At 61.7% G+C, this 11,837-nt stretch carries 12 protein-coding genes (1 of these 12 running past the window's edge); 11 read left to right on the top strand and 1 reads right to left on the bottom strand.

What is annotated here, in order from left to right:
• Positions 1-70: 70 nt before the first annotated feature.
• The 9 genes from KP003_RS15100 (at position 71) to ftsH (ending at position 9,221) form a co-directional block, all read left to right on the top strand.
• Positions 71-877, top strand: coding sequence for an NlpC/P60 family protein (locus tag KP003_RS15100; RefSeq protein ID WP_216789072.1), 807 nt, complete (start codon positions 71-73; stop codon positions 875-877).
• A 115-nt stretch (positions 878-992) separates the two neighbouring features.
• Positions 993-2,234 carry a DUF1015 domain-containing protein gene (locus tag KP003_RS15095; RefSeq protein WP_217299860.1) on the top strand — a complete coding sequence of 414 codons (1,242 nt, stop codon included), beginning with the start codon at positions 993-995 and terminating at the stop codon, positions 2,232-2,234.
• A 31-nt stretch (positions 2,235-2,265) separates the two neighbouring features.
• Positions 2,266-2,736, top strand: a complete 471-nt coding sequence (locus KP003_RS15090) for an FKBP-type peptidyl-prolyl cis-trans isomerase (RefSeq protein ID WP_216500569.1) — start codon at positions 2,266-2,268, stop codon at positions 2,734-2,736.
• Positions 2,737-2,822: 86 nt separating this feature from the next.
• The gene (locus tag KP003_RS15085; RefSeq protein ID WP_217299859.1) at positions 2,823-3,755 is read left to right on the top strand and encodes a DUF4140 domain-containing protein; all 933 of its coding nucleotides are present in this window, start codon (positions 2,823-2,825) and stop codon (positions 3,753-3,755) included.
• Positions 3,756-3,842: 87 nt separating this feature from the next.
• Positions 3,843-5,126, top strand: coding sequence for a class II fructose-bisphosphate aldolase (locus tag KP003_RS15080; protein WP_217299858.1), 1,284 nt, complete (start codon positions 3,843-3,845; stop codon positions 5,124-5,126).
• A 78-nt stretch (positions 5,127-5,204) separates the two neighbouring features.
• On the top strand, positions 5,205-5,579 hold the full coding sequence (locus KP003_RS15075) for a PilZ domain-containing protein (protein ID WP_216500566.1): 375 nt from the start codon (positions 5,205-5,207) through the stop codon (positions 5,577-5,579).
• Positions 5,572-6,384: an HD domain-containing protein gene (locus KP003_RS15070; protein ID WP_216789061.1), complete on the top strand. Its 813-nt coding sequence runs from the start codon at positions 5,572-5,574 to the stop codon at positions 6,382-6,384. The genes KP003_RS15075 and KP003_RS15070 overlap by 8 nt, the downstream gene beginning before the upstream one ends.
• A gap of 12 nt (positions 6,385-6,396) precedes the next feature.
• Positions 6,397-7,269, top strand: a complete 873-nt coding sequence (gene cas6, locus KP003_RS15065; protein WP_217299857.1) for a CRISPR system precrRNA processing endoribonuclease RAMP protein Cas6 — start codon at positions 6,397-6,399, stop codon at positions 7,267-7,269.
• 101 nt (positions 7,270-7,370) lie between these two features.
• The gene (ftsH, locus tag KP003_RS15060; protein ID WP_217299856.1) at positions 7,371-9,221 is read left to right on the top strand and encodes an ATP-dependent zinc metalloprotease FtsH; all 1,851 of its coding nucleotides are present in this window, start codon (positions 7,371-7,373) and stop codon (positions 9,219-9,221) included.
• A 91-nt stretch (positions 9,222-9,312) separates the two neighbouring features.
• On the opposite strand, the gene KP003_RS15055 is transcribed toward ftsH, so the two are convergent.
• A complete protein-coding gene (locus tag KP003_RS15055; protein WP_216500562.1) occupies positions 9,313-9,474 on the bottom strand; it encodes a hypothetical protein in 162 nt (53 codons plus the stop codon).
• A gap of 136 nt (positions 9,475-9,610) precedes the next feature.
• Here KP003_RS15055 and malQ point away from each other — a divergent pair, with 136 nt between their 5' ends.
• On the top strand, positions 9,611-11,098 hold the full coding sequence (gene malQ, locus KP003_RS15050) for a 4-alpha-glucanotransferase (protein WP_217299855.1): 1,488 nt from the start codon (positions 9,611-9,613) through the stop codon (positions 11,096-11,098).
• Positions 11,099-11,210: 112 nt separating this feature from the next.
• Positions 11,211-11,837: the 5' portion of an O-acetylhomoserine aminocarboxypropyltransferase/cysteine synthase family protein gene (locus tag KP003_RS15045; protein ID WP_217299854.1), read on the top strand. Its footprint extends 657 nt past the window's final position; the window shows 627 of its 1,284 coding nt (coding positions 1-627); it begins with the start codon at positions 11,211-11,213; the stop codon falls past the right edge of the window.

Genomic DNA, 11,837 nt, shown 5'->3' with positions numbered 1-11,837 from the left:
CGACCTCCTCCCTGCAAGCGTACGAGCTGTACCTCTCCCCCTCCGGGGCGGGACCAGACAAGGAACCATAATGCTTAAGACGGCAAGACTGTTGATTGTATATCTCCTCCTCCTCGCACCCGCGGCCACCGGCTGCGCCGCGCAGCGCGCCGGCCTTTCCAGCGTCGGTTTCGCCATCCAGGTGGGGGCCTTCTCCGACGTGAAAAACGCCGAGCGCCTCACCAGGAAACTGCAGGAGCAGGGTATCGAGGCCTTTTACTTCAAGCGGGAAAACGGCATCTACGCGGTCCGTTTCGGGGACTTCCCCCGCCGGGAAGAGGCGCGCAAGGCGGCCCAGAAGCTGGTGAAGGAGCGCACCATCGGCTCCTACTTCATCGCGCCGCCGCAGCCCGACCGCACCGCGCTGGTGCGGGAGACCGTGATCGAGAAGGCGCCCGCGCCCTCCATTACCACCCCGGTGAAGCCTGGCAGGAAGCGCGAGGAGCCGGTGAAGCGCGACCGCAGCGACATGGGGAACATCGCGGCCCGCACCGCCGAGCGGTTCGTGGGCATCCCCTACCGCTGGGGCGGGGACACCGTGGTGGACGGCATGGACTGCAGCGGATTCGTGCGCGCGGTCTACAACCTGTGCGGCGTCAACATCCCGCGCACCTCGCGGGAGCAGTACCGGGTGGGGGACGCGGTCGGGCGTGAAGAGCTCAAAGACGGCGACCTGGTCTTCTTCGGGGCTTCCTCCGACGAGATCAACCACGTCGGCATCTTCGTCGGCAACGGCCGGTTCGTGCATGCGCCGCGCCGCGGCGACGACATCAAGGTGAGCTCCATGGACGAGTCCTACTTCCAGAAGAAGTTCGTCGGGGCGAAACGGTATTTTTAATCCCGGCGCTCCGGCGGCCGATAAGCCTCAAACGTAGAACATCGAACCGAGAACTTGTGTTAAGACGTTGACGGTGAACGTTGAACGTTGAACGAAAAAAGAGACAGGAGCAGTTATGGCATTTATCAAGCCGTTCAAGGCGGTACGCCCCAAAAAGGAGCTGGCTGAGAAGGTCGCCGCCCTTCCCTATGACGTGATGAACACCGAGGAGGCCATCCAGATGGCCGCCGGCAACCCGGTGAGCTTCCTGCACATCTCCCGTCCCGAGATCGATCTTCCCCGGGAGGTCGATGTGCATTCGGAGCCGGTGTACCTCAAGGGGCGTGAAAACCTTGAGCGATTCCTGGCCGAGGGGGCGCTGCTGCAGGACGAGACCGAGCGCTACTACGTGTACCGCCAGAAGATGGGGAGCATCACCCAGACCGGCCTCGTGGTCTGTGCCGGCGTGGACGACTACCAGACCGGCACCATCAAGAAGCACGAGCTGACCAGGGCGGACAAAGAGGAGGATCGCGTCAAACATATCGACGCGCTCAACGCGAACGACGAACCGGTCTTCTACACCTACCGTCACGATGCCGCGATCACGGCGACCATCGATCGGGTGACCCAGGGGACGCCCCTGTACGATTTCACCACCGATGACGGCGTCTCCCACGCCCTTTGGGACATCGCCGACCCGAAGCTGATCGAATCCCTCACCATGAGCTTCGCCGCCATACCGACCCTCTATGTCGCAGACGGGCATCACCGCAGCGCCGCAGCGAGCCGCGTGCGGGACCTGAGAAGGGACGCCAACCCGAAGCACACCGGCAGCGAGGAGTACAACTACTTCCTCACCGTGATCTTCCCGGACAACGAGATGACCATCATGCCCTACAACAGGGTGGTGAAGGATCTTAACGGCCGCGGCGTCGCCGAGTACATGGCGCGCGTCGGCGAGCGTTTCGAGGTCACCCCGGTTTCCGGCGCGGTCAACCCGGGGGAGCGCCACCAGTTCGGCATGTATCTGGGAGGCAAGTGGTACGAGCTCACCCCCCGCGAGGATTCCTTCCAGGAGAACGACCCGGTCGCCTCCATGGACGTCTCCATCCTGCAGGACAACTTGCTCAGCCCGGTCCTCGGGGTGCGCAACCCCCGCACCGACCAGCGCATCCACTTCGTCGGCGGCATCCGCGGCGTCGAGGAACTGGAGCGGGTGGTCAACTCCGGGGAGTACATGGTGGCCTTCTCGCTGTTCCCGACCTCGATCGAGGAACTGATGTCGCTTGCCGACGAGGACAAGATCATGCCGCCCAAATCGACATGGTTCGAGCCCAAACTCAGAAGCGGCCTCTTCATCCATTTGCTGGATTAACTGCATACCAAAACCTCACGGAGGAAAATTGATGCGCAACGTAGAGAAGTTCCTCGTGCTGCTGCTGCTCATGGCGGCGGTAGCCATACCCGCCTGCTCCCAGAAGGATCCCGCCAAGCAGCCGGCAACCGAAAAAACCGCAGCCAAGGTCGCCGCGGGGGCGGTGACCACCCCCTCCGGTCTTTCCTATACCGACCTCGTGGTAGGTACCGGCCCCTCCCCGACCTCGGGCAAGGGGGTGAAGGTGCACTACACCGGGACCCTGGAAAACGGCACCAAGTTCGACAGCTCGCTCGATCGCGGCCAGCCCTTCATCTTCAGGATCGGGGCAGGCGAAGTGATCCCGGGCTGGGACGAGGGGGTCATGTCCATGAAGGTGGGGGGCAAGCGTAAGCTGGTGGTCCCGCCGCAGCTGGGCTACGGTGCCAACGGCGCCGGCGGGGTGATTCCCCCGAACGCCACCCTGATCTTCGAAGTGGAGCTTCTCGACGTAGAGAAGTAATCATACCGGCTGCTTGCAATGGTACCGGGGCGCTGTAAAGTTGTGCTTTGTGCTTTTTAGCCCCAGGCTTCGTTGCGAGGTGCCCCATGCGCCTGATGCCGCTTGCCTTTTTTCTGCTCCCGGTGTTGCTCTGCCAGCAGGCCGTCGCCGGGCAAAAGAGCGTCACCCTGTACCTGGACGGGGCGCGGGTGGAGCAGGAGTTTTCCGCCTCCGGCGGCTACCTCGAACTCCCGTTGCCGGACGGCTTCGCACCGGGGTCGCTCCGGGTGAAGGCGCCGGGGGGGAGCGTGCTGAGGGTAGAGCTGGTCCCGGCTGAACAGGACCGGCGCCGGGCTGGCGAGATAGCCAGGCTCCGGGAACGCCGCGGCGAGTTGCAGGACCGCATGGACGCCCTGAACCGGCGCGAGGAGATCTTCTCCGCCGCTGCCAGGTCGCAAAGTGGCAAGGCCCCAAGGAAGACGAAGGCCAACCCCGATCCGGTGGTCACGCTGCAGCAGGGGACCGAGTTCGCTCTGAACCAGATGGAGGCGGTTTACCGCAGCAAGCGCAAGTGCCGACTCGCCCTCGACGCCGTGGAGCGGGAGCTGGCGATGGCCGCCAAGGGGGTCGCGTCGGCGCGTATCTGGGTCACCGGCAGCAAAACCCGCGTCTCCTACCTGGTGGGTAACGAGCGCTGGATCCCCAGTTACGATCTCCGGTTCTCGGGGGAGGGGGGCGCCGAGTTGCTGCTGCACGCGAAGCTCCAGCAGCGCGAGAAAGGTGTGCAGTACCAGGTGGCGCGAGGAACGACGGCAAAGCCGGGAGCGGTCGATGCGGTGCGGGGAGATTTCCCGGTCCTGGCCCGCTACCCGCTCACGGTCACCGGTGCCGCCGGTGCAGAGCCTCCCGAGCGTTTCGCTTTCGCCCCGGTCGAGGCCGGTCTCCCTGCCGGGGACGCCGCTCTTTACTGGAAGGGAGAATATCTAGGCAGCGCGCCGTTCTCCGGGGGAGGCAGCACCGTGTTCACCCTGGGGCAGTAGCGAAGGTCCTTGCCTTTGTATGATTAAGATGCTATAAGAAAGCGGCTTTTTTCATGTGATTTGATATTCCCACCCAAAGGAGGAGATATGACTGCAACATCTTCAGATTTCGTCAAAGCGCTCGAAGTAGGGCGTCCCCCCAACGTAGCGAAACTCTTCCCCAATTCCAAAGCACTGCTCGTAAGCGGCAAGGTCATCGACCGCGCCATGAACGCCAAGGGACATGCCCTGGCCCTGGCTGCCAACGGCCGCAACCACTTCGTCATCCGCGGGGTGCTCGCCGCGGCCCAGCGCGCCAACGCCGCCGTCATCATCGAGATCGCCAAGAGCGAAGGTGGTCAGAAGGCATACTGCCCGGTCAACTACTGGAACATGGCCCGCCAGGTCGACGCCGTCGCCAACGAGCTCGGCATCACCATCCCGGTAGCCATCCACGCCGACCACTACGGCATCAAGGGGGAAGGGGACGTCAAGTCGGCCAAGGTCGAGATTCCGAGCATGTTCGAAGCCGGCATCACCTCCATCGCCATCGACGCATCGCACCTTCCCGACGAGGAGAACCTCCTCGCCAACATCGAACTCAGCGGCGTGATCCCGGCCTGGGCCGGTCTCGAGACCGAGGTGGGCGAGATCAAGGGGAAGGAGGGGCTTTCCACCGTTCCCGAAGCGCTCTTTTTGATCCGCGGCCTCAACGCCCACGGTATCTTCCCGGACTGGATCGCTCTGAACAACGGCACCACCCACGGCATCGAGGCCTCCGACGCCGGCATCCAGGTCGACCTCACCGCAGAAATCCACGAGGCGATCAAGCAGTACGGCGTTAACGGCGCCCAGCACGGCACTTCCGGCAACAGCTACGACAGGCTGCGCCAGATCGCGCAGAACACCCGCACCACCAAGGCCAACGTGGCGACCGCCCTGCAGTTCATCTCCTGGGGGCTCGAGGTCAACGACTACGGCAACGCCAAGCTCGACGAGAACGGCAACTTCATCAAGGTGAAGGGCGAGGGGATGAGCGAGGAGCTGTGGGCCGAGATGGTTGCATTCGCCGAGTCCAAGGGGTGGAAGAAGGGGGACTACAAGAACCTCAACCTCCCGTTCGAGAACAAACTTTTGGCCCAGCCCAAGGAAGTGCGCGAGCGCATGAGTAAGAGGGTCGAGGATTTCGCCTACAACCTGATCGCCAACGTCTTCAACTCCGCCGACACGGCGCCGCTTGCCATCGACGCCATCCTCAAGGCCGGATCCTACGACCTCGGCCCCAAAGGAAAGCGGATCGAGAACCCGGCTGAGTGGACCAAGGAGCAGCTCCCCAAGCAGGCCCAGGGACTTACCCGGGACAAGGGACCGGAAGGCAACTTCGAGGACTAGCACCGCCATCAAGCTGAGAAACACCGAGAGGGGGCCTCGCGCCCCCTTTTGTAGCTGGCTGTCTGAAGGGGGAACACGATGAAAGAAAGGCGCAACTTTTCACGGGTCGATTTCAGGGTCTCCGCCTTGCTGCAGGCGGAGGGAGTGGCAGTCAAGGGAGAGGTGACGGACGTGAGTCTGCACGGCCTCTACATGGAGACGCAGGAGCTGATTCCGGTCGGCACGCCGGTCGAGGTGACCATCTACCTCTCCGCGGCCCCCGACCCGGTCGTCATCAACGTGAAGGGTACGGTGGCGCGGCTGGTCCCCGGAGGCCTCGGCTGCGCCTTCGACAAAATGGACGTGGAGTCCTTCGCCCACCTGCGCAGCATCATCTCCTACCAGGGGGGCGACGAGTCCAAGGTGATGGCGGAGTTCTCGGAGTACGTGGTCAAGAAGATGCACGATGAGTGAAGCGGTACCTCTGCCGGACCTGGCGCCGCTGCGCGACTGGTTCACCTCCTACTGCAATTCCTTCCGCACCCCGGACCGGGAAGTGCAGCGCAACTTCGACCTGAAGGAAGAGCATACCCGTAACGTCTGCCGGGATGCCCTGCTCATCGCGCAGGGGATGGGGCCGCGCTTCGAGATGCTGGCCGAAATCGCCGCGCTGTGCCACGACCTCGGCCGCTTCCCCCAATTCAGGGATCACCACACCTTCAAGGACAGCGACTCGCTGAACCACGCCCACCTCTCCGCGCAACTCATGAAACAGCACCAGTTGCTCGAGTTCCTTCCCGGGGAGGAGCGTGCCTGCATCGAGATAGCGGTGCGGATGCACAACGCCTTTCAGGTGCCCGATGGACTCCCCGCCGTAACCACCGACCTGCTCAGGCTGCTGCGTGATGCCGACAAACTCGACATCTGGCGCGTCTTCATTGAGTACTTCAATGCCCCCGCAGACCAGCGCGCCTCCGGCGCGGGGCTTGGCTTCCCCGATCTCCCCGGCTGCTCCGCCGAACCTCTCGCCGCCGTAACCGCCGGGAAGATGGTCCAACTCTCCACGCTGAAGAGCCTCAACGATTTCAAGCTGCTGCAGGTTTCCTGGATCTACGACATCAACTATCCTGCGACCTTGAGGCTGATCCGGGAACGGTCGGTGCTGGAACGGTTCCGCGCGATGCTTCCCCAGGATGGCGAGGTCCTGGACGTCATGGCGCAGGTCGGCCGGTACCTCGAGCGCAGGCTGCGCGAATCGGCGCACTTCCCCCAGCAGTAAAAGGAAATACCAGTGGAACTGCATTACGCGAGGCTGTGGTTCAGCTTCACCCTCAGGCAGGATCTCGGTGATCCCTACGCCTTCTACGCCACCAGGGCGGACTTCGAGGCCGCCTTCCGTACGGCCCTCTCCTGCAAAAGGGGCGACTGCGCCGGTTGCCGTAACGTGGAATGTGCTTTTGCGGCGACGTTCGACCAGCAGATAGCGGAGGACCCGGAGGCGGTCCGACGCCACCAGAAGCCGCCCCTTCCTTTCATTTTCGACTTCCCGGTGCTTTTGCCACCCCCAAACCGCGGCCGCGTCTGCGAACTTGTGCTCACCCTCGTCGGCAGCGCCATCCAGCACCTCCCGACCTACCTCGCGGCGGTCGGACTCCTCATCGAACAAAAGGGAGGCGCCCCGGTCGGTGTGATGGCCGAATCCCCGGGGGGAGAGCGCACCGCATACTCCGGCGACGGCTCCCTTTCCCTCCCTCTGCTGGGTTCCCTGGACCCGGCCCTTACCGGACCGCTGCCGACGGAAACCGTCGCGATACGTCTACTGACCCCCCTGAAGCTGGTGCAGGATGGCCGCCTGCTCAAGACCTTCACCTTTGCCAACTTCGCCCGCACCCTGATGCGCCGGGTGTCCTCGCTCGCCTACCACTATGAAGGCGCCGAACCTGCCCTGGATTATCGCTGGCTGTCCCAGCACAGTGAGTCTGTGCGCACCGTGGAGTCGGACTGCCGCTTCGTATCCTGGAACGGCCGCCCGGCGGGGATCCTCGGTAGTGCCCGCTTTGCCGGCGACTTGGAACCATTCCACCTGTTGCTGCAGTTGGGACAAGCTACCCATCTCGGCAAAAGCGCATCGTTTGGCTTTGGCTCCTACCGCGTGGAAGGGTAAGGGGCGCGCCGGTCCGAGCTACGGTTAAAATCTTGTAATGTTCTCCAACTTGGTTAGAATACCGAGGTGCCTTTTTCAGCCTGAGTTGAAGGAGCAGGGTCATGGCCCACACCTTTTGGAGGCCGTTGCTGATCACCGCCTTGTTTGTTTTGCTGCTCGATCTCTTCTACGGGACGATGGTGAAGCAGACGGCGGAGCGTGGGGCGGAAATCACCTACAGCCGTTTCCGCGCCGAGCTTGCCGCCGATAACATTGCCAAGCTGACCCTGAGGGGAAAGAGCGCCAAGGGGCAGTTCCGCACCGCCATCAAGGTGCCGGCTGCGACCGTCGAACAAAAAGGTCAGAGTGTCGATGCTGCCAACTTCAGCACCACCCTCCCTGCGCTGGAAGATCCCACCCTTTTGCCGGAACTGAGCGCCCGGCGCGTCGACGTGAACGTCATTTCCACCGAAGGGTCTCCTCTGGGGTCCATCTTCCTGTACCTGCTGCCGTGGCTTATCATCATCGGGGTCTGGCTCTTCGTGATGAGAGGGATGCGCAAGCAGGGGGCGAGCGGCATGATGGGAGGCTTCTCGCGCTCAGGGGCCAAGGCCTACACCTCCGAGCGGATCGATGTCACCTTCGCGGACGTGGCAGGGATGGAAGAGGCAAAGCAGGAACTGCGCGAGGTGGTGGAGTATCTGAAGGAACCAAGGAAATTCCAGCAGATCGGGGGGAAGGTGCCGAAGGGGGTGCTCCTGGTAGGTCCCCCGGGAACCGGCAAGACGCTCCTGGCCAGGGCGGTGGCGGGGGAGTCCGGCGTTCCCTTCTTCTCCATTTCCGCCTCCGCCTTCATCGAGATGTTTGTCGGCGTCGGCGCCAGCCGGGTCCGGGACCTGTTCGCCAGCGCCCGGAAGGTGCTGCCCAGCATAATCTTCATCGACGAGCTGGATGCGGTGGGACGAAGCCGCGGCGCCGGTTTCGGCGGCGGTCACGACGAGCGGGAGCAGACCCTGAACCAGCTACTCTCCGAGATGGATGGCTTCGATCCTCACACCGAGGTCGTCGTGATCGCGGCGACCAACCGACCGGACGTGCTCGATCCGGCCTTGCTCCGCCCCGGTCGCTTCGACCGCAATGTGGTCATCGAGCGCCCGGACTGGCGGGATCGGGAGAAGATTCTCAAGGTGCACACCAGGAGGATTCCCCTGGCGCCGGAGGTGGACCTGGCCGTGATCGCCAAGGGAACCCCTGGCATGACCGGGGCCGACCTGGAAGGGCTGGTCAACGAGGGTGCCATCCTGGCCGCTCGCGACAACAAGGTCGTGGTGGGGTTGGAGGACTTGGAACGGGCGAAGGATAAGATCCTCATGGGGGGGGAACGCCACATGGTGATCTCGGACGAGGAAAAGCGGATCACCGCCTATCACGAGGCGGGCCACGCGCTTGTGGCGCGCTTGCTTCCCAGTACCGACCCGGTGCACAAGGTGACCATCCTGCCAAGGGGGCGCGCCTTGGGCGTGACCCAGCAGTTGCCCGAGGATGATCGTTACCACTACCCGCGTGCCTACCTGGTGAACCGCCTCTGTGTGGCCTTGGGGGGACGGGTCGCGGAGCGCATCGTGTTCAACGACGTCTCTTCAGGTGCTCAGAGCGATCTGAAGCACGTCACGGAACTCGCCGAGAGGATGGTCTGTCAATGGGGGATGAGTGAAAAGATAGGGGCCATGACCTTTCCGCGCGGAGAGGAACACCCGTTTCTGGGGATGAAGCTTGCGGAGGAAAAGACCTTTTCGGAAGAGATGGCCTGGCTGATTGATCAGGAGATAGCGACCCTGATCCATTCCGCTGAGCTGAAGGCGATGGAATTGGTCGGCGGCAACCGCAGCAAGCTGGATGCGCTTGCCGTAGCCCTGCTCGAGGAGGAGACCCTGGATGGAGTGCGTGTGGACGAGATCCTGGCCGCCGCATGACCGGCCACAAAGACGCCGCCGCCCACTCTCGCTCCAACCAGTCAGAAAAGTTCCGATCAGTCGGAACAGGCCCAACCAGTCCCGTCCGCTCCTAATAGATGATGATGTACCCTTTCCTGCTGGCGATCCCCGTTATTTCAAGAGTGTCCTTGATCCGGAAAGTCTCACCATCCAGGGTGAAGATGTACCCATCCCCATCAGGTACCGCGAGCTCGATCAGCGATTCGAAAGATGCAGTCTTTATGGTTTCCATGGGCGGCACTATACCATTTGCCGTCCGTGCCGTAAAGTCTTTGCATCATTGCATTACAGGCGTTTTATGTCATAGTGATTTCTGCTCATTTCCGGCACCACCTTCTGTTGCCCATTTCGATGTTATCGAGGTCTACATGCTGAGAAAGAGAAAGAGTGGGATACTGTTGCACCCCACATCTTTGCCCGGCCCGGGCGGGATTGGTTCCTTCGGTGAAGAAGCAAAGAGATTCGTAGATTTTCTGCACAAGTCAGGACAGTCCCTGTGGCAGATCCTTCCCCTTGGCCCCACAGCCTACGGCAACTCGCCATACTCCTGTTACTCGGCCTTTGCCGGCAACCCCTTGTTGATCAATCTTGAGATGCTGCAGGACGAGGGCGATCTGCTGACGGAGGATTTCAAGCAGGAACTTGATTCAGAGCGGGTCGATTACGGCGCCACCGAGATATATAAGATGGCTAGGCTCAAGGATGCCGCCGCTCGCTTCTTCATGGAGTCGCCACAAAAGCGCAAGGAGGAGTTCTGGCATTTTTGCGACAACACCTTCTGGCTGCATGACTACGCGCTTTTCATGGCGCTTAAGGAACAGTTCAAGGAGGTCAGTTGGAAGGATTGGCCGGATGACCTGGCAAACCGGGCACCGGAGGCGCTCTCCTCCTGGAGCGAGAAGTTGGGAACGGCCATCGGCGAGCAAAAGTACATACAATGGCAGTTCTCCCGGCAGTGGAAGCAACTGAAAACCTACGCCAACGTTCTTGGCATCTCCATCGTCGGCGATCTTCCCATATTCGTAGCCTACGATTCAGCCGATGTCTGGGCGAACCCCCACTTGTTCCATCTGGACGAGAAAGGCGTTCCCATCGTCGTCGCCGGGGTCCCTCCCGACTACTTCAGCAAGACGGGGCAGTTGTGGGGCAACCCGCTTTACAACTGGGACAGGATGGCTCAGGAAGGGTACGGCTGGTGGATAGCCCGGCTGCGCAACGATCTCTCCCTCTACGACATGGTTAGGATCGACCACTTCCGAGGTTTCGAGGCATTCTGGGAGGTGCCGATGTGGGAGAAGACTGCCGTCAACGGTCGCTGGGTCAAGGGGCCGGGCGAATCGCTCTTCCACGCTCTGCGTAAGGCCTTGGGAACCCTGCCGATCATCGCAGAGGACCTCGGGGTCATCACTCCTGAGGTGGAAGCGCTGAGGGACCAGTTCGGCTTCCCCGGAATGAAGATCCTCCAGTTCGCCTTCGGTTCCGGGCCCGACAACCCGTACCTGCCGCACAACCATGTCAGGTCGTTCGTAGTCTATACGGGGACTCACGACAACGACACTACCGCCGGGTGGTTCAGTTCCTTGAAGGCGAAAGAGCAGAAGAACGTGCTGGCCTATTTCGACCGGGACGGAAACGACATCGTGTGGCAGATGGTGAAATGCGCGCTCGCCTCGGTGGCCGATTACGCCATCATCCCTATGCAGGACCTCTTGGAGCTTCCCAGCAGCGGCAGGATGAACATGCCGGGGGTGGCGGGGGGCAACTGGAGCTGGCGGTGCCCGTCCGACGCCTTCTCAGGGAAGCTGGCCACTAAACTCGCACGGGCAACCGAGCTTTACGGAAGGCTCCCGGACTAGATCGGTAGAGTTTTTAATGGCAAATTTGTTGACAAGTTGGCTGATGTTTTTGTATAGAGGATACATCGTGCATTCTTTATAAAAAAGCTTCAGAAAAGGACGGGAGAGAACTATGTCAGAAAAATCTTTTGGATTTGACACCCTTGCACTTCATGCCGGTCAGACGGTAGATCCGACCACCCTGTCCCGTGCCGTGCCCATCTACCAGACCTCCTCCTATGTCTTCAAGAGTTCGGAACACGCAGCCAACCTTTTCGGGCTCAAGGAGTTCGGCAACATCTACACGCGTTTGATGAACCCGACCACCGACGTGCTGGAGAAGAGGGTAGCCGAGTTGGATGGAGGTGTCGCTGCTCTCGCCGTGGCTTCCGGCCAGGCTGCCACCACCTATGCCGTCCTCAACATTGCGAGCGCAGGCCAGAACATCATCTCAACGAGTTACCTGTACGGCGGAACCTACAACCTCTTTCACTACACCTTGCCGAAGCTCGGCATCACGGTGAAATTTGTCGACTCCTCCGACCCGGAGAACATTCGCAAAGCCATCGACGAGAACACCCGCCTGGTCTACAGCGAGGCCATCGGCAATCCCAAGAACAACGTCGACGATTTCGAAGCTATCGCCAAAGTCGCCCATGATGCCGGCATCCCGTACATCGTTGACAACACAGCGGCGACCCCGTTCGTGTTCCAGCCGCTGAAGCACGGAGCCGACATCGTCGTCTACTCCCTGACCAAG

Origin of the sequence: Geomonas diazotrophica, from assembly GCF_019063885.1 — a bacterium.
Taxonomy (GTDB): Bacteria; Desulfobacterota; Desulfuromonadia; order Geobacterales; family Geobacteraceae; genus Geomonas; species Geomonas diazotrophica.
This window is presented reverse-complemented; position numbering and strand designations above follow the sequence as displayed.